Source organism: Exiguobacterium sp. s50 (assembly GCF_018618175.1).
Lineage (GTDB): Bacteria > Bacillota > Bacilli > Exiguobacteriales > Exiguobacteriaceae > Exiguobacterium > Exiguobacterium chiriqhucha.
Genome location: NZ_JACSLP010000001.1, coordinates 48,536 through 67,058, shown reverse-complemented (window position 1 = coordinate 67,058; position 18,523 = coordinate 48,536). Strand labels below are relative to the sequence as shown.

Genomic DNA, 18,523 nt, shown 5'->3' with positions numbered 1-18,523 from the left:
GAATCGCGATGCCTTATTTGACAGAAATCATCATTATCATCATCAGCTATCTACTTGGTTCAATCCCGTTCGCCCTCCTCGTCGGTAAGCTCGGCTATAAAGTCGATGTCCGCGAGCACGGGAGCGGGAACTTGGGCACGACGAACACGTTTCGCGTGCTTGGGAAGAAAGCGGGTACGATCGTCCTACTAGGGGATATGGGGAAAGGCTTGGTCGCGGCTTTATTGCCGCTCCTATTCGGGAGCGAAATGAGTCTGCTCCTCGCCGGGATTCCGGCCATCATCGGCCACTCTTATCCCATCTTCGCCAAATTCAAGGGCGGAAAATCGGTGGCGACGAGCGCGGGGATCCTGCTTGCTGCGTTCCCATGGTTTTTCGTCGTCGTCGTCGGCACGTTCATCGTGACGTTGCTTATTTCAAAGATGGTGTCGCTCTCGTCGATGGCCGCCTCTGTCGTCGGACTCGTGACCGTCGTCGCCTATGGCATCATCGCCAAAGACTGGTTGCCGCTCATCGTCATCGTCCCGCTCGCCTTGTTCATCATTATCAAGCACCGCTCGAACTGGCAACGAATCCGTGCCGGCACGGAACCGAAAGTGCCGCTGTTCCAAAAGCGAAAGTAACGATCGATGACCATCCTGCTCGATATACAGAGAAGGATGGTCATTTTTTTCATGTAAAAAACGAGAAGTTGAAACCTCAACCCTCATGATGAGGCTGTCTTTTTGTGGATTTCCGTTGATTTTTGCCGAAAAGTTCGAAAAAAGTGTTGGATTTGCCCGTTCTTTACTTTCTGTTTACGTTAAATTTACATCCGTTCGCTACACTGAAAAAGGAAGCGATATTTGCGGAGGAGGCAGGGAAGTGTCTTTAATTGGAGAAGAACGTAAACAAAAGATTGTTGAATGGATTGAGCGGGAAGGAAAAGTGAAGACGAGCGAGTTGATCGAACGGTTGAACGTCTCGGGGGAGTCGATTCGCCGCTACTTAGAAGAGCTTGAGAAAGAGCATCGCATCAAGCGGGTGTATGGCGGGGCGGTGCTCCATCAGAGCGTCTCGTTCCAACCGATGATGATCTCGAACATGGACGGGATTCGTCGCATCGCCTATACGGCGTTTCAGCTCGTCGAGGATGACATGTTGCTGTATATCGGACACGGCGTCGCCCCAGAACAAGTCGCGGCCAGACTTCGCGGACGAAATTTGACCGTCGTCACTCCGTCGCTCATGGTCGCCAAGGCGCTCTTTGAGCAACGCGCCAAGGGCGTGTTTACTGGCGATATCCAATTGCTCGGTGGGACGATTGATCCCAAACATCTCGTCACCGTCGGCGAGCACGTCCTGCAGCAACTGAAGGCGTATGTGTTCGATATGGCCTTCCTGTCCGTCGAGGGCGTCGATGCCTCACTCGGATTGACGTGTGATGCCCATGGTCTCTCGACCGTGACGCAGGCGGTCCTCGATCAATCGCGTCAATGTTATTTGCTCGCCGACCATACCCAGTTCAATCAACAAAAACGCTATCGGGTCTCCGACTTTTCAAAGGTGACGACCATCATCTCTGATTTTCCGGAACCGACGGATTGGAAGCGCGCCTTGGCGGAGCATGAGGTCGAGTGGCGCTTCGCACCATAAGGAGGAGGGATTTCATGATTGAAGTGATTGTGACGACATTGACCGAAGCCAAAACGGCGGAGCGGTTCGGGGCGGATCGGCTCGAATTGATTGCCGATTTGCCGGCCGGCGGGACGACACCGAGTTTCGGGACGATTCGTAACGTGCTCGAACAGGCTACCATTCCTGTCCACGTCATGATTCGGCCCCATGCGGACTCGTTCGTCTATAACGAGGAAGATGCAGAGACGATTTTGGCGGATATCGGTCTTTGCCGTGAACTCGGGGCCGATGGCATCGTCTTCGGAGCCTTGACGAGCGAAGGGCGTATCGATGAGGCGCTGCTCGGAGAAGTGATTAAACATAAAGGCGAGATGGTGCTCACGTTCCATCGGGCCATCGATGACGCGGTCGACTTGATGGACGCGATCACGGTGCTAAACGACTTCCCAGAAGTTGACCACGTCTTGACGTCCGGAGGACAAGCGACGGCACTTGAAGGCATAGACCGATTAAGTGCGATGCATGAGGTGGCGGAGATGAACATCCTCCCGGGTGCCGGCATCACGGCCGACAATGTGGCGCAACTGATCGACCGGCTAGGCGTTGATTTCGTCCATGTCGGAAGCGGGGTACGGACCGAGGGCCGCTTGGATGAGCACAAGTTCAAGGCAATCAAACAACAGATGGCACGCTAAAAACAGTCGGCTGACTGTTTTTTTGCTATAATGAAGAAAACGATACTGTAGGTGAAGTCATGCAATCATCAGTCTATAAACAATTTGCCCTTCGGATGTTGTCCGGCAACTGGGGCATCTCGCTGCTTGCGGTCGTGGCGACGATGCTCGTTCAGGCGGTCATCACGACGCAGCTCGATTTGGAATCGACCGACCCGAGCATCCTGTTCGTGTCAATCGGTCTGCTGTACGGTGCGACCGTCTTGCTCGCCCCGCTCGAACTTGGCCGCAACTGGGTGTTCCTCGATATCGCCAAAGCCGAGAAACCTTCATTCGGGCTCTTGTTCGATGCATTTGGTTCGCTCAAAGATTACGTCCGGGCGGTCACGTATTATGCCGTCTTTTATCTCGGGTTGAACGTGCTCATGTTGTTCTTGATCGTCCCGGGCGTCTGGTTCTATTTGACGTATCGGATTGTCCCGTTCGTGCTACGAGACCAACCGGAACTGTCTGCGTTTCAGGCGATGCGAGAAAGTCGGCGTCTCATGCGCGGCCATAAACGGACGATGCTGCGCTTGTATGCGAGTTTCATCGGCTGGTATGTCCTCGTCTTGTTCACGGGCGGATTGGCCTATATCTTCGTACAGCCTTATATCAACACGGCGCTCGCCGGGTTATATGTTGAAATCAAGGCAGCGACAGACGCAAACGAACAACCGGTCGGCTCATGAGCCGACCGGTTGTTTTTATGTTCCGTGCCGATCCGACTTTTGTGGGTCAGGAGCGTCACGAAACTCAGATTTCTCTTCTTTTGAGGCATGTTCATGCCATTTCTTCGCTTGTTCCGTGGCGATTGGAATCGCCTTTTGATCGGAGTAACCTTGGGCGAGCAAGGCGTTGGCGATATCGATGGCTTTCTTTTTGACGAGCGGGTCGAAGTTCTTCAGTGATTCCGGATAGTCTTTCATATTCCATGGCATCTGTAATCGCTCCCTTCTGTACTACTAATTCCACGAGCGGGACGATTCAAACGTCCTGATGCATGTAGTATTCGATGAGCGCCTGCGTCCCGTTCTCGCCGTAGCCGTTCTCTTCGAGGATGGAGTACAGTTTATACGCCAACTCGAGGCTCGGTAGTTTGATGTTCAACTGTTCGGCGCTCTCGAGGGCGAGTTTCATGTCCTTCAGGAAATGCTTGATGAAGAAACCAGGAGCATAGTCCTCGACAATCATCCGGGGAACAAGGTTCTCGAGCGTCCAGCTGCCCGCGGCACCGCCCCGAATCGTCTGGCGCAATTGATCGGGATTGAGCCCGGCCCGTTTCGTGAAGGCGAGCATTTCGGCGTTGCCCATCATGATGCCGGCGATTGCGATTTGATTGGCGAGTTTCCCATATTGGCCGCTTCCGGCATACCCCATCCGTTCAATCGATTGGCCCATCGCCTCGAACAGCGGTCGCGCCTTCGTGAAGGCGTATTCGCCGCCGCCGACGAGAATCGACAACGTGCCGTTCTTGGCACCGACGTCACCGCCCGTGACCGGTGCGTCGAGCGGGAGCAAGCTGCGATCGATTGCGGCATCAGCGATCCGTTCGGCCAGGAGTGGCGAAGACGTCGTCATATCAATGACGAGCGTTCCTGGCTCAGCCGATTGCAAAATCATACCGTCCCCGAAATAAAGACTCTCGACGTCAGACGGATAGCCGACGATGGTGATGACGGCATCGGCGTTTTGACAGACGGCTTCGACCGAATCACACCAACGGACACCTTCCGCCAATAAATCAGCCGCTTTCTCTTTCGTCCGCGTATACGCTTGGACTTCGAATCCCGCCTTCATTAAGTTTCTGACCATCGATTGACCCATCACACCGAGTCCGATAAATCCGACTGTCTTCATAGTTGATTGCCTCCTAAAAGTTGTTGTTTCACGAGTCGTTCATAGAGCACGTTTTCCCGAAGCAAATCTTGATGTGTCCCAAGCCCGCTGATGCCACCGTCCTCGAGCACGACGATTTGATCGGCATGTTGGACGGTCGAGAGCCGATGGGCGATGACGAGTGTCGTCCGTCCTGTCATGAGACGGTCGAGTGCTTCTTGGACGACACGCTCGGATTCCGAGTCAAGGCTTGATGTCGCCTCGTCGAGCAATAAGATTTGCGGGTCACGTAACAGCGCCCGAGCGATGGCGAGCCGTTGGCGCTGTCCACCAGATAGCCGGACGCCGCGCTCGCCGATTTCCGTATCGAGCCCGTCCGGCATCGCCTCGATGAACGACCAGGCGTTGGCCATATCACAGGCGTGACGAATCTCATCCTCGGTCGCGGTCCGGGTCAAGCCGTATAAGATATTTTGCCGCACCGTCCCGGATAAGACGGGCGAATCTTGGGCGACGTAGCCGATGACTTGCCGCCATTCGTTGCGGCCGTAGGTTGAGATGTCCCGGTCCCCGTAATGGATGTGTCCGCTCGACGGAAGGTAGAACTGCTCGACGAGGGCGAACAGTGTCGTCTTGCCGGCACCGCTGCGTCCGACGATGGCTGTCGTGGCACCGAACGGGACAGTGAGGGACACGTCGTCAATGACAGGTTGCTCGCCATAGCGGAACGTCAGGCCCTCGAACGAGAGCGACGACTGTCGAATCGTCGACGGCTCATCCGTGTACGGTTCCGGCTCGATGGCGAGCAGTTCCGAGATTCGTTCGGTGGCCCCGCGTGCTTTTTGGAGCCGAGTGATAAACTCCGTCATCGTGATGAGCGGCGTGATGATTTGGAACAAGTACAGCATGAACGCGAGCAACGAACCGGTCGATAAGGCACCGGTCGAGACGCGATAAGCCCCGAAGCCGAGAATGGCGATCAGCATCGCCGTCAACGTGACGTTCAGGAGCGGAATCAAAATCGCTTGAATCCGTCCCTCGCGCACACCGAGGCCGAAGAGACGCTCAATGCGTCGTTTTCCTTCTGCGACCTCGACGGATTCGGTCGCCTGTGATTTGACGAGCCGGATCTCTCCGAGCAGTTCAGCGAAAAACCCGGACAAGTCACCGAGCTCATGTTGCGTCGCCTTGGCGATTTTCCGAAGTTTACGCCCGAGCGGGATGACGATAAGAAGTGTCGTCGGCACGGAGAACAAGATGACGAGCGTCATCTGCCAATCGAGCGTGAACAAGATACCGACGGCGCCGATGACCGAGACGAACGACGTCAAGAGACGGACGCTCTGTTCGGACAAGAGCTGCTGCAACGTCGTCGTGTCGTTATTTAACCGTGAGACGAGATCCCCTGATTTGACGCCGTCATAGAACGGGATTGGGAGGGCGACGAGATGCTCCCATAACGTCGTCCGCAAATTGGCGACGACCCGTTGTCCGACGATATGTAGCCAATAAATCGAAATCGCACTCGAGACGACTTGGATGAGAAACGCCGTCACGAAGATGGCGACGAGGCGGGCGTCGAGCGCGGCCTCGCTCCAATTGTCGACGACGCGTTGCAAGATGAGCGGAATGGCGAGTGAAGCCATCGCTTGAAGCAATGAAATCAATACGGCACCGATAAACAGACCTTTCGGTGGTTGAGCGACACGGAACAAGCGCAGAAAGGCTTGCCATGTAGATGTGGACTCCATGATACGTCCCCCTTTCCTATTAACTTTCGCTGTTTCGAAAACAAGTGTCAAGACGTCGAATCGTACACCGGAATAATGCTAGAATGGAATCAGAGGTGAAGTCGCATGAAATGGATACATACGGCCGATTGGCATTTAGGTAAAATCGTCCACGGCCGCCATATGACAGAAGAACAACAAATCATTTTATTTGAGTCTTTCTTACACATCGTCGACGAGGAGAAGCCTGACGCCATCGTCGTCGCCGGTGATTTATATGATCGGGCCGTGCCGCCCGTTGAGGCCGTCGATCTGCTCGATGAGATTTGGCGCGCGCTCGTCCTCGAGCGGGGCATCCCCGTGCTCGCCATCGCCGGCAATCATGATTCGGCCGAGCGGATCCAATACAGCTCCAAACTATTGACGAAAGTCGGTCTCCATATCGTCGGGAAGGTTGACCCGGGCACAGGGCCGATTGTCGTGAACGACATCCCATTTTATTTGATGCCGTTCCTTGAGCCGGCGCGCATCCGTTATGCGTTCGGCGACGAGTCGATTCGGACCCATCATGACGCACTCGCCGCAGTCATCGACTCATACGGGGCGATTGAGGCACGTGCGGTCGCCGTCGGCCACAGTTTCGTCGCCGGTGGACTCGAGACCGATTCCGAACGGCAGCTGTCCGTCGGGACGGCAGGGCAAGTCGCCAAAGGACTATACGCGCCGTTCGGCTATACGGCACTCGGACACTTGCATAACCGTGACGCCATCCGCGACGACCGGGTTGCGTACAGCGGCTCGCTCATGAAATATTCGTTCTCCGAGGCGTCCCATGTGAAATCGGTCGACGTCATCGAATGGGACGGGACATGGACACGCCGTCGGCGCCCGCTAAAAGCGCGACGAGATTTGCGCATTTTGACCGGGACGCTGAACGAGCTACTCGACCCGTCGTTTTATCAAGATGAGGCCGTCGACGACTATTTGAAAATCGTCTTGACCGATGAACGTGCGTTATTCGACCCGATGGCGAAATTACGGACCGTCTATCCGAACATCTTACACCTCGAACTCGAGTTGTTGCGTCGCCAAGACCAGACGTCCCGCTTCGAACGTGAGAAGCTCGAGCGGCAATCGGTCGAGGATGTATATATGGACTTCTTTAAAGCCGTCCACGGCCGCGATGCCGATGCGACGGTGCAACGCTTCTTAGAAGGGGAGGAATCGATTTGAGACCGGAACAATTAACCATCACCGCCTTTGGTCCTTACGCCGAGACGGAACAAATCGATTTTACGCAGCTTGAAGGACGTTCGATGTTCGTCATCAGCGGCCGGACCGGTGCCGGAAAGACGACCATTTTTGACGCGATGACGTTCGCACTCTATGGCCGGGCCAGCGGGGCACTCCGGAACGCCAGCGATTTCCGAAGCCAATATGCGGACCCGGAACGGAAGACTGAAATCGACTTCACGTTCACGATTCGTGATGAACGGTATCGTATCGTCCGTCAGCCGCAACAACCGCATCCGAAAAACAAGACGCCGATTCCGCACGAGGCGGTGCTCTATGAATGGAAAGAAACATGGAAACCGTTGGCGACGAAAGTGAACGACGTCGAGCAGACGATTGAATCGTTGTTGCAGCTGAGCTATGAGCAGTTCAGTCAAATCTTGCTGTTGCCGCAGAACCAGTTCCGTCAGCTCCTCGATTCCGATTCGACGAAGAAGCAACAGATTCTGCAATCAATCTTCAAGACGGAGGCGTACCGCGCCTTTCAGGAGGATTGGATCGAACGTTACGGCAAGTACCGCAAACGAGTCGAATGGGCGGTCGAGACGACGCGTTTAAAACTGTTGGAACTCGAAGACGAGGCCGTCGAGGACATGTCGACCCGCAACTTGCCTGAAATTGTGACGTGGCTCGACGCCCGGGAGGAGCGACTCTTGGCGGCGCGGGACACGTTACAGACTCAGCGCCGGACTGGTGAGGAACGGCTCGAGGCGCTGCGCCGAGAAGTGAATCAGGCGACCGTGCTCGCCGAGTTGATGGATGAGCGGGACGTTCGCGCAACCGCACTCCAAGCTTTCCGCCAAGCGGCACAAGCACGCGAAGAACGTAAGGAGCTCATCTTGCGACTTGAACAAGTGGCGAGCGTCAGCCCGCTCTATCAACGTACCGAAACGGTGCGTCACGATATCGAACGGTTGACCCGTGAACGCGATGTATCCCGTCAACGAGACGAAGGCTACACGAGACAGTTGGAGGAATTGAAGGCAGAAGCAGAAGCCATCACGACCATGCGCCAGGAGGAAGAACAAGCCACAAGTCGCGTCAATGCGATTGACGAGATGTTGCCCTATGTCGATGAATGGCACCGGGCCACTAGACGTCGGGATGACTTGAAACGCCAGTTGGAGCCGCTCAGTCTATTCTCAGAAGAAGCACGTCTCCAGGAGCTCCAAGCGATCGAAGGCGAACTTGTGGCTAAGCTGGAACACGCACCTGCCCCAGACCAACTCGTCGAGGCCGAACGACTGTATAGTCAGCTCCAACATCAAGTTCGACTCGAGTCGAAAGTGGCAGAGGTCACGGAACGACTCGGTGCCTGTGAACGCAACGGGAAAGAAGTCCAACGACAATTCACCGTCCAGACGAAACAGGTCGACCAATTCGTCGAGGCCGAGCATGCGCTCATGGCCGACACGCTACGCGAGCATCTCGAAGCGGGGGAACCTTGTCCGGTCTGCGGTTCATTGACCCACGGACACGTCGAGCGAACGGGGACGTCCATCGACCAAGCCGGTCATCGCTCAGCCATCGAGACACTGAAACGGATTGAGGCCGACCTCCATGAAGCTCGGGCGGATTATCGGGCGCTCAAACGCCAATTCGATGAACTGATCCGTGAACGCGATCTCGCTCGACTTGAGTTGAAGCTCGATGGTGCGGCTGACACTGCGATGCAACACCAAGACGCCCGCGTCCGTCAGTTGCGTCAAGAAGCCGAAGAACGACAACGGATGGAGCGTCTCCTGCGGGCGACCACAACCGAATTGAAGCAACTCGAGACGGCGAAGCGTGTGCAGGCTGAAGAACGACAGAAGTTGTTCGAACAGCTCCAAACCGTCCAAGAGAAGCTTCAGTCGATGCGTCAACCGGATGGGACGACGTTAGAGATGTTGCAGACCGAGCGGAATCAGCTCGCGACGCGACTCGCTCACATCGAACGAAACGTGGAGACGTATGAACGTCGGCTTGAAGAATTGAATCGATTGAAGTGGGGGGAAGCGGAGCGACTCCGTCTCCTTGGCGAACAACTCGAATTCGAACATGCTCGTCTTTCCGACGCGACGGCTGAACTGGAGGCCGCTCTCGAGAAGCTTGAGTTGACTGAAGCTGTGTTCAAGGAGTATCGCTTGCGCGTCGAGCAGCTGCCCGAACTACGCGAGCGCCAAGCGACTGAGCTTGAGGAAGGTGTCCGGCTCGAACACGCCGTCAAGGCGCTGAACGAGAAAATCGGGGACCGCCCGCGACCAGACCTTGAACGGCTCCAGGAGAAGTTGCACGAAGAGGGCCGTTCGTTCGAAACGCTGTCCGAACAACTCGTGACGGCGGACGGGCAATTGAAACGCCATCGTCACATCGTCGCCGAATGGAACGCGTTACGGGAGAAGACGGATGAGGATCAACGGAATCTGGAGACGGTCAAATTGATCGCCGACACCGGACGTGGCCTGAATCCGCAAAAATTGACGTTCGAGACGTACGTGCAGACGGCGTTCTTCGATCAAATTCTCCATGCGGCCAACGTCCACCTCGATCAAATGACGAGCGGACAGTTCCAATTAGAGCGAAAAATTGAGACGGCGAAAGGAAATGCCAAGTCCGGTCTCGAATTATTAGTCTTTGACGCCTATACCGGCCAGTCACGCCGGGTCCAAAACTTATCGGGCGGCGAAGGGTTCAAGGCATCGCTCTCGCTCGCCCTCGGATTGGCCGAGGTCGTCCAACAGTTGAGTGGCGGGGTCAGTCTCGAGACGATGCTGATCGATGAAGGCTTCGGGACGCTCGACGCCGAATCGCTCGATCAAGCGATTGAATTGCTCATGTCGCTGCAATCGAGCGGCCGGCTCGTCGGGGTCATCAGCCACGTCCAGGAATTGAAAGACCGGGTCGATGCCCGGATTGAAGTCAAGAAATCAAGGAGCGGGTCAACGATCCAGCTCATCGTGGAGTGAGACCGATGAAACATATGGAAACGAAAACAACGTTAGTGGCCCATCTGCAAGAGGCGGGCATTCGACGAGGGGACGCACTATTCGTCCACACGTCGCTATCAAAACTTGGCTGGGTGTGCGGCGGGCCCCAGACGGTCATCGAGGCGCTCCAAGAAGCGGTCGGACCAGACGGGCTCATCATGATGGCGACCCAGAGCGGGGATAATTCAAACCCCGCTGAATGGGAAGCCCCACCGGTCCCGGTCGAATGGTGGCAGACCATCCGTGATGAGATGCCAGCGTATGACCCGGCGAAAACAACGACCCGAGGGATGGGTCGTGTCCCAGAGCTGTTCCGCTCGTATCCGGAAGTGTTCCGGAGCGATCACCCGATGTGGTCGGTCGCCGCGTGGGGACGGGACGCCGAACACATCGTGGCCGGACATACGCTCGACGTCGGCTTCGGGCCAGGATCGCCGATTGAACGGATGATTGACCGCGATGCGAAAATATTACATCTCGGTTCGCCGCTCGATGCGACAACGTTATGGCATTATGCCGAATACGGGATTGAGGGTCCGGTGAAGCCGTTCGAATGTGCGTTAGTGGAGAACGGTCAACGGGTATGGAAGACGTTCGAGCATACCGACGTCAACAGTGCCCCGTTCGGTGCCATTGGCGAGAATATCGTCAAACGTGCGGACGTCAAGACGTTCACGATTCACGAAGCGACATGTTACGTCATCCCGTCTGAGACGTGGGAGCCGGTACAACATGCGCTCGTCGCCTTACGGAGCTGGCTCCGGTGAGACGGCTGATGCGAACTATACTTAGGAGAGGGGCACTGCGATGAATCGCTGGGTCAAATATATGGGAATCGCCGTCGGGGTGTTGGTTCTCGTCGCGTTTCTTGCCGTCGTGGGCATCTCGGCCCACATCGGGGATCAATTGACGTCACCTGAACGGGAGACGTTGACGTTCACCCCGAAGACGCTAGGCGTCAAGTATGAGAACATCACGATCGAATCAGAGGATCAACAGGATTTATACGGCTGGTGGATCCCGCACCCGACGCCGCGTGCGACGATTGTCTTCGCGCATGGCTACGGGAAGAACCGTGAACAATCCGATTTGCCGCTCAAAGAATTGATTCCGGAATTCCATGAGCAAGGATATCAGTTTTTGACGTTCGACTTTCGCGGCTCCGGAATTTCAGAAGGGGATCGCGTGACGGTCGGGGCAAAGGAGCAATCTGACCTTGCTGCCGCCATCGCGTACGCGAAAGAGCGCTCGGACGGGCCCATCGTCTTATATGGGGTTTCGATGGGTGCCGCGACGGCACTCGCGACGGCTGACGAGACCGATGTCGCCGCCGTCATCGCCGATAGCCCGTTCAGTGACCTCCGCGGCTATCTCGAGACGAATCTGCCGGTATGGAGCGATTTACCGAACTTCCCGTTCACACCGGTCATCATGACGGTGACGCCTTGGTTCACGGGGCTCGACGCGGATGTGGTCAAACCGATTGACGATATGGCCCAAATCGAGGCACCGGTGTTATTGATCCATAGTCAAGGTGACGATGCCATTCCCGTAAGCGAGAGCGAGCAATTGGCCAAAGCCGGCGAGGATGTCGAACTGTGGGTGACCGAGAATGATGGGCACGTGCAGTCGCATCGCTCGTTCCAAACCGAATATCGCCAGACGGTATTTAAGTTTTTAGAGCGTGTATTGTAAACGAAGAGTCTAGGGAAACCTGGACTCTTTTTGCGAGAAGAGTCATCGGCTCGGCGTCGATAGGTAATGTGAAACCGATTGGAGTGGGCATATGGCGAAGATTCAACATAAGGACGTAACGATTGAATTGTTCCCAAGAAAATATTCAGAAAAAGGGGAAGACGTGTTTATCGCCTCCTTGTTCACGATTGAGGTAGAACAGCTATTCATCTTCAAGTTTTATGGCTCGTTGCTCCTCAAATCCGAGTTCCAAGATTTTTTGTTTCATATGAGAAGATTGCTAGAAGGTACCTCGGACAAGTATTTACTCAATCCAATTGAACCGTATTTCGTCTTGAGGATTGAACGTAAGGCGGACGCCTTATATAAATGGACGTTCTGGGCCAGGAGTGGACCGAAGCGGGTGGATGCATTCTTCTTCCCGAAAGAGGAGATGGAACAGTTCTATAAACAGTTGGAGCAAGAGATGACTGATATCTTGCCGCCGCCGTTTCTACCTTGACTCACGTTGAGATAAGTAAACAATTAGGAAGCAGTCACATATTCTATAAATTTGCTGGAACTAATGAATAATGGAGTGGTAGGTATGGAGAAGATTTCGTTAAGGTTCTGTTTTGAAGATGACATTGGGACAAGAAATTACGCAGAGAACTTTTTGCAGTTGTTGAACCAGTTTGAGGTACAACTATCAAGAATTGGATTTTTCGAGCCGGTCAAGCAATCATTCACTAAAGAAACATTTAAAGAAATGTGGATTGAAGGATTCGAGGATACCTATAGTTTTATCGGCAGATTAGAGAAACGGAAGAGTTACATGAATATTTACCCTCGAGGCGGATTGCCAGGCAGTGCAGGCTTTCACTTTGCAATCAGTAAACAGCAATTTCAGTTGGAACAAGCCAAATGGACAGACTTGTTTCGCTTTGTATGTGAGACGTGGAGACCTTATCGGGCATCGATTGAACTAGATTTGGATAGGGACGTATTTGTCGATACAGACCAACTTTTAAACGAGACGATGTTCTGGACGTATGAACGGGATGATTTCTGGTTCTTGAAAGTGCGTGAGGTGAGCTGGATGAACTATTGGAGTCACGCGTTACTAGAGCATGGAAACATCGAAATGATTGAAGCGTATGATTGGGTAGCGGTTGATACTGGAGCGGATGGAACGTATTTTCAACTGACCGAGGCTTTCGACGACCTACGCTTCGTGGCACGACGTGAAGCGGTCCGTACGCATATCGGACCCGGCGTATTATTGAGAAAAGTGATTGATGAAGACTTGATGAGAGAGGCGGAGCGGCTGCGGTCTTCTGACTTCTCGGTCAATGACGTTTGAGACAGAAGGAGCTAATGAGGTGGAAGTAAAAACAGAAGAATTTGTAAAAGATGTTTACGCGACCGTCGTACAAGATGCCCTTTCAGGCTATAAGGATATGTATGAAGAAGAAGTTTCACTATCAGATATCGACCTGTATAGTCAAGCGATTCATATGTATCAACAGATGGATCCGGAACAACAACGGTTGATGATGCATATCGTTGAAGTCGTGATGGTAGATACGGTCTCTCACGTCTTCGGGGTGATTGACGGTAGTTCGCCACTGAATGATTCAGACATTGAAGCGAAATTGCTACTCGATGATATTGACACGGAAGGGTACCTGCAAGATTTATTCATTGGCTACTTGCAGGAGGAAGACTTGTACCCGTGACAGATACAAAATTGATTTTACGGGGCGCAACATGCGCTCCTTTTTTGTTATGATTAGTTATGAAAAGGAAAGAAAGAAGGTTTGTTCATGGACGTCACAGCATTACTATCGTTTCTTTTGCTCGGAACGCTCATCGGAATTTTGAGCGGATTCTTCGGCATCGGGGGCGGGATTTTACTCACGCCGCTCTTGCTCGTCTTCGGATACGAGGCGAGCGCGGCCATCGCCCTCAGTCTCATGCTCACGCTCGGGTCAACGACGGCCGGTACGATCTCCCATATCAAATTAAAGAACGTCAATCCGAAACACGCCCTCTTGATTGGCGCGTTCGGGGTCGTCGGGACGTGGGTGGCGACGCCGCTCGTATTTTATCTAGAGACACTCGACGGCGCGAAGCCGGTCATCTCGCTCGCCTATATCGCGCTGTTGACGTATTTCGCCGTCTCGTTCTTCCGGTCGAAACAGCACGAAGAGGGTAGCGTCGGTTCGGAGTCGGTCCCACGCCTCGGGTTCATCGGGTTGTTCGGCGGATTCATCTCGTCACTTATGGGTGTCAGCGGTGGGTTCGTATTGACGCCACTTCAAGTCAAGTTACTCAACACCGAGATGAAACGGGCCGTCGGGACGAGTATCGCCGCGGCGTTCCTCATCGTCGTCTCGGGCGTGATCAACTATGCCGTTGCCGGAGCCGATGCGAACTATTGGCACGGCTTGGCGCTCATCGCCGGTGCGATGATTGGTTCACCGATCGGGGCGAAACAGTTGCAGCGGTTCAGTTCGCAACTCGTCAAAAAGGCGCTCGGTGGTTTCTATGTCGCCGTCGCCATCAGTGTCGCCCTCAATTTGCTCGGTTATAACGATCTCTCGCTCGGACTGCTCGTCGTGCTCGCACTCTCGTTCATCGTCGCGCTGTTCATCCGACCGCGTTTGAAGTGATTCCAAACCCTCGTCTACGGACGGGGGTTTGTTTGTGGGGATATACTAAGGCTATTCGATCGATGCGACGTACCGAGCATTCTTAACCAGTTCAGCACAGTAAAAAACCCCGTCCGAGGACGAGGTTTTAACGTCTGGCAATATGGTCAATGTTTTCTTGAATCTCCCCGACTTTACTTTTCGCTTCCCGCAGACGTCGTTCGAACGCCTCGATATCGCGCTTCTCGTGCCGCGTCTCGTCTTTCCCGCGTCGTTGTCCTTTCGGAAAGCGATGGGTCGCTTTAGCCAAACGTTTTTTAAACGTCGAATCGCTCATAAGGACACCCCCTTCCATACTATATACGTTCCACCTATACTTTCCGCTGAAACGTTTGAACCTTCAAGAGGCGAGGGTTTTGCGCATTTGAGGGTTAGTGGACACTTTATAAGCGATAGCTGCCGCCAACACTGCTTTGATTAAGTCGCCGATGATGAACGGAATGTTCACTTTGAGCGCATCGATGAACGTCATGCCAAACACGGCTTGCAAGCCAAGACTGCCGAGCAAATAGACAAGACCGAGTCCAAATAAGACGTTGTAGCCGATGAGGGCAGGGAACGAACGATGCCGTTCCGATGACCAGCCAATCAAAAAGGCCGCGATTGGGAAGGCGAGCAAGTATCCGACCGTCGGACCGACGAACGGGGCAAGTCCGCCCGAACCGCTGAGTACTGGAAGGCCGATTAAGCCCAGCAAGAGATAGACGATGACGGCGAGTCCGCCTTTTTTGGCACCGAGGACGGAAGCGACCGTCATGATACCGAGCATTTGCAGCGTAATTGGGACCGGACCGATTGGGATGGCAATCGAACCGATGCTCGCGAGCAGCGCGGCACCGATAGCAATTTGTGTCATATCATGAATTTTCACTATGTAAACCCCTTTTCTGTTAACGTTGACTAAAGTTAGGTTAACATCATCGTAAGAAGTTGGCAAGTACTAAACTAAGTACCTGGTCGTATACAGCTTGAGCCTACAAATTCAGCTTTAGGCAGACACTCCAAACCACGGCGTATTGAGGATGTTTTTACGCCTACGGACACTTTTAACGTTGAGCGTGAAACTAACTCCATATGTTGGAGATTCAAATTCACATCGTTGGCATGTGCTCGTGTTGCTTGAATTGTTTGGGAGTCGTGCCCGTGTAGGTTTTAAAGACTTTTGTGAAATGGCTCTGGTCGTGGAAATTAAGCCATGTGTAAATTTCAGAAAGAGAGGAATCGGTGTACTTTAACAGTTTTTTGGCTTCCGCTATTTTTTCTCGCAACACATACTCTGTGAACGAAAGCCCGACTTCTCTCTTAAACAGGGACGACAAATAGTTGGGATGAAGATTCACGAATCGAGCGACGTCTTGTAAGGAGATGGCGTCATACAGATGTTTAAAGACGTACGACTGGCATTTGATGATTGGGGCGCTATGACGAAGCTGTTTTGATTTGTTGACTTGATCCGTGAATTCACATAACGCCTCTTTGGTGTAACGTTGTACAGCTTCAATCGTTCGAAGTTCTTCGGCCCCTTGGATATAGTGATCGCTCATCGTATATGCCGTTTCCGGATGAAGTCCTCCTTCAATCGCATAACGTGTCGCTAACGTGATGGTAGAAATATGGAGGTTTTTTTCATTTCGCAAAGTGCTCTGTTTGGAGAGCACCCCGATTCGTCCATCTCGGTCGGGTGATGCCAGTCGCTGAAGTAACTCTTCCTTCTGACCTTCCTTGACACACCGTAACGTCATCCGTTCCGATTGATACGTCGCGTGGAATGCAATGTCTTGTCTGTTTTTGAACAGCTCTCGTTCATAGGTTTTCGTATCCTCGGTTGTCGTGCGACGCTTGGACGAATCCTCATCTAGGACGACATCGGACGTAGAAAGTCGTCTCGTGGTCAAAATCGAGGTCGCGAGCACGGCTACATGTAGTAGGTCTTGTCGCGAAAAAACAGGCAAGCCATTCGTAAAACTATTCGGTTCCACTTCTGCCGAATCCAGACACGGACCGAGAATGAAAAGGCCAATCGGCTGCTCGTTGTCGGTGATGACCAACGTCACGACCTGTTCGTTCGAATTGAGACGACGCCAAACCGGTATGTTAGAAGGCTCATTTAAGAGAGTTAACCGCTCCAGAAGTTGACGTAGAGAAGGGGGAATGAATGATGTTTCTGGATACGCCATCTGCAACGATAATCGGTCATTGTAAAATAACACGGACAGATGGGTAGTCTGATGCAACAACCGGCACCAATACGTGTAATCCTGATTCGTGTCTCTCTGATTCACATCCATCAAATCATCTCTCCTATCAATCGGGTGTATCTGCAAATTGTATTATAAATCTACTAAAAATGATAAATAAATACAAAAAAAGCCGAATGGGAATGAGTACACTACAAGCAAGCAGAAATGCAAACGGTTACAGAGTCGAACATGGACTGCTAGACCGTATCAAAAAAGTGTTCAATGAAGAGAGGAGTATTACATATGAGTACACATCGATTTCCAGAAGGCTTTTTATGGGGTGGCGCAACGGCGGCCAATCAATTAGAAGGAGCTTACAAAGAAGGAGGGAAAGGTCTATCCATTTTCGATATGGTGACATTCGTCCCTAAAGAAGCGCGTACAGCTGAAATCGAGATGGACGTGAAGAGTGAAGCCGAACTTGAGCGACTGTTAGCGGCTGATGATGGGGCGAATTTCCCAAAACGTCGCGGCATCGATTTTTATCATCGCTATGAAGAAGACATCGCTCTCTTCGCCGAGATGGGTTTTAAGACGTTCCGGATGTCGATTTCATGGCCTCGGATTTTCCCGAACGGGGATGAGCTCGAACCAAACGAAGAAGGGCTAGCGTTTTATGACCGCGTCTTTGATGAGCTGCTCAAGTACGGGATCGAGCCGCTTGTGACATTGTCGCATTATGAATTGCCGCTCACACTCGTCAAAAAATATAACGGCTGGGCGGACCGTCGGCTCGTTGACTTGTTTGTCCATTACGCAGAGACCGTCTTCACTCGTTACAAGGATAAAGTAAAGTATTGGCTGACGTTCAATGAGATTAACGTCTCGACGATGTCACCATACATCGGGAGTGGGATTTTAGTCGATCGCGTCGAGAATGTGGAGGCGACTGTGTACCAAGCGCTTCATCATCAATTCGTGGCGAGTGCTCGTGCCGTACGTGCATGTCATGAGATCATTCCAAATTCGCAAATCGGCTGTATGCTCGCCCGAATGGAAGTGTACCCGGAAACGAGTAATCCAGACGATGTGTTAGCTGCGCTCGAAGAAGATCAAAAGAACTTGTTCTTTACCGACGTGCAAGCGCGCGGATATTATCCGAGCTTCATGTTAAGCTATTTCGACAAACATGATATCTCGATTGAAGTGCTGCCAGGAGATGAAGAGATTTTGTCACAACACACCGTCGACTTCATCTCCTTCAGCTATTATATGTCGATGGTCGCCAGCGGTGCCCCTGAGAAGGCGAAACAAAAAGGAAACTTCTTCAGTGGCATCAAGAATCCTTATTTAGAGGCGTCCGATTGGGGATGGCAGATTGATCCGAAAGGGTTACGCATCACCTTGAAGAAGATGTATGACCGTTATCAGATGCCGTTGTTCATCGTCGAGAATGGATTGGGCGCATACGATGTCGTCGAAGCAGACGGTACAATCAACGATGACTACCGGATCGAATACTTGCGGGCCCATATCGAGCAAATGGGACAAGCGATTGAAGAAGGTGTCGACTTGATCGGGTATACGAGCTGGGGATGCATCGATCTCATCAGCGCAAGTACGTCGGAGATGTCAAAACGTTACGGCTTTATCTATGTCGATCAAGACGACTATGGCAACGGCACGCTCGAGCGAAAGAAGAAAAAGTCATTTGATTGGTATAAGCAAGTGATCACATCGAATGGTGAACAATTGTAATCAACGGAGTCATCAACATGAACAAGCGTCCATTCC

At 52.8% G+C, this 18,523-nt stretch carries 19 protein-coding genes; 13 read left to right on the top strand and 6 right to left on the bottom strand.

What is annotated here, in order from left to right:
* Positions 1-8 precede the first annotated feature (8 nt).
* The 4 genes from plsY (at position 9) to KNP68_RS00350 (ending at position 3,022) form a co-directional block, all read left to right on the top strand.
* A complete protein-coding gene (gene plsY, locus KNP68_RS00365; RefSeq protein WP_021067567.1) occupies positions 9-623 on the top strand; it encodes a glycerol-3-phosphate 1-O-acyltransferase PlsY in 615 nt (204 codons plus the stop codon).
* Positions 624-864: 241 nt separating this feature from the next.
* Entirely contained in the window at positions 865-1,635 is a 771-nt protein-coding gene (locus KNP68_RS00360) for a DeoR/GlpR family DNA-binding transcription regulator (protein ID WP_058763795.1), read from the top strand.
* Positions 1,636-1,649: 14 nt separating this feature from the next.
* Entirely contained in the window at positions 1,650-2,312 is a 663-nt protein-coding gene (locus tag KNP68_RS00355) for a copper homeostasis protein CutC (protein WP_021067565.1), read from the top strand.
* Between the two features lie 59 nt (positions 2,313-2,371).
* The gene (locus KNP68_RS00350) at positions 2,372-3,022 is read left to right on the top strand and encodes a DUF975 family protein (protein WP_021067564.1); all 651 of its coding nucleotides are present in this window, start codon (positions 2,372-2,374) and stop codon (positions 3,020-3,022) included.
* Positions 3,023-3,037: 15 nt separating this feature from the next.
* Here the strand turns inward: KNP68_RS00350 and KNP68_RS00345 are convergent, their stop codons facing one another.
* The 3 genes from KNP68_RS00345 to KNP68_RS00335 are packed head-to-tail and all read right to left on the bottom strand — an operon-like array spanning position 3,038 to position 5,920.
* A complete protein-coding gene (locus KNP68_RS00345) occupies positions 3,038-3,271 on the bottom strand; it encodes a DUF2188 domain-containing protein (protein ID WP_021067563.1) in 234 nt (77 codons plus the stop codon).
* Between the two features lie 46 nt (positions 3,272-3,317).
* The gene (locus KNP68_RS00340) at positions 3,318-4,190 is read right to left on the bottom strand and encodes an NAD(P)-dependent oxidoreductase (RefSeq protein ID WP_029595365.1); all 873 of its coding nucleotides are present in this window, start codon (positions 4,188-4,190) and stop codon (positions 3,318-3,320) included.
* Positions 4,187-5,920 carry an ABC transporter ATP-binding protein gene (locus tag KNP68_RS00335; protein WP_131471203.1) on the bottom strand — a complete coding sequence of 578 codons (1,734 nt, stop codon included), beginning with the start codon at positions 5,918-5,920 and terminating at the stop codon, positions 4,187-4,189. Before KNP68_RS00335 ends, KNP68_RS00340 begins: the two co-directional genes overlap by 4 nt.
* A 105-nt stretch (positions 5,921-6,025) precedes the next feature.
* Between KNP68_RS00335 and KNP68_RS00330 the strand changes: the two genes are divergently transcribed.
* The 8 genes from KNP68_RS00330 (at position 6,026) to KNP68_RS00295 (ending at position 14,510) form a co-directional block, all read left to right on the top strand.
* On the top strand, positions 6,026-7,132 hold the full coding sequence (locus KNP68_RS00330) for an exonuclease SbcCD subunit D (protein WP_214798384.1): 1,107 nt from the start codon (positions 6,026-6,028) through the stop codon (positions 7,130-7,132).
* Positions 7,129-10,140, top strand: coding sequence for an AAA family ATPase (locus tag KNP68_RS00325; protein ID WP_131471201.1), 3,012 nt, complete (start codon positions 7,129-7,131; stop codon positions 10,138-10,140). The genes KNP68_RS00330 and KNP68_RS00325 overlap by 4 nt, the downstream gene beginning before the upstream one ends.
* Before the next feature lie 5 nt (positions 10,141-10,145).
* On the top strand, positions 10,146-10,928 hold the full coding sequence (locus KNP68_RS00320) for an AAC(3) family N-acetyltransferase (RefSeq protein ID WP_035385663.1): 783 nt from the start codon (positions 10,146-10,148) through the stop codon (positions 10,926-10,928).
* A 40-nt stretch (positions 10,929-10,968) separates the two neighbouring features.
* Positions 10,969-11,856 (top strand): alpha/beta hydrolase, encoded by an 888-nt coding sequence (locus KNP68_RS00315; protein WP_029595369.1) that lies wholly within the window; start codon positions 10,969-10,971, stop codon positions 11,854-11,856.
* Between the two features lie 91 nt (positions 11,857-11,947).
* The gene (locus KNP68_RS00310) at positions 11,948-12,358 is read left to right on the top strand and encodes a WapI family immunity protein (protein ID WP_029595370.1); all 411 of its coding nucleotides are present in this window, start codon (positions 11,948-11,950) and stop codon (positions 12,356-12,358) included.
* Between the two features lie 84 nt (positions 12,359-12,442).
* Positions 12,443-13,198 (top strand): hypothetical protein, encoded by a 756-nt coding sequence (locus KNP68_RS00305; RefSeq protein ID WP_214798381.1) that lies wholly within the window; start codon positions 12,443-12,445, stop codon positions 13,196-13,198.
* Positions 13,199-13,217: 19 nt separating this feature from the next.
* Positions 13,218-13,574: a hypothetical protein gene (locus KNP68_RS00300; protein ID WP_029595372.1), complete on the top strand. Its 357-nt coding sequence runs from the start codon at positions 13,218-13,220 to the stop codon at positions 13,572-13,574.
* 87 nt (positions 13,575-13,661) lie between these two features.
* A complete protein-coding gene (locus KNP68_RS00295) occupies positions 13,662-14,510 on the top strand; it encodes a sulfite exporter TauE/SafE family protein (RefSeq protein WP_021067556.1) in 849 nt (282 codons plus the stop codon).
* A 127-nt stretch (positions 14,511-14,637) separates the two neighbouring features.
* Here the strand turns inward: KNP68_RS00295 and KNP68_RS00290 are convergent, their stop codons facing one another.
* From KNP68_RS00290 to KNP68_RS00280, 3 genes are all read right to left on the bottom strand, one after another.
* Positions 14,638-14,826 (bottom strand): hypothetical protein, encoded by a 189-nt coding sequence (locus tag KNP68_RS00290; RefSeq protein WP_021067555.1) that lies wholly within the window; start codon positions 14,824-14,826, stop codon positions 14,638-14,640.
* A 63-nt stretch (positions 14,827-14,889) separates the two neighbouring features.
* Positions 14,890-15,420, bottom strand: a complete 531-nt coding sequence (locus tag KNP68_RS00285; protein ID WP_029595374.1) for a biotin transporter BioY — start codon at positions 15,418-15,420, stop codon at positions 14,890-14,892.
* Between the two features lie 220 nt (positions 15,421-15,640).
* Positions 15,641-16,837, bottom strand: coding sequence for a helix-turn-helix domain-containing protein (locus KNP68_RS00280; RefSeq protein ID WP_214798378.1), 1,197 nt, complete (start codon positions 16,835-16,837; stop codon positions 15,641-15,643).
* A gap of 195 nt (positions 16,838-17,032) precedes the next feature.
* On the opposite strand from KNP68_RS00280, the gene KNP68_RS00275 reads away from it, so the two are divergent.
* Entirely contained in the window at positions 17,033-18,487 is a 1,455-nt protein-coding gene (locus KNP68_RS00275) for a glycoside hydrolase family 1 protein (RefSeq protein WP_214798375.1), read from the top strand.
* Positions 18,488-18,523: the final 36 nt, after the last annotated feature.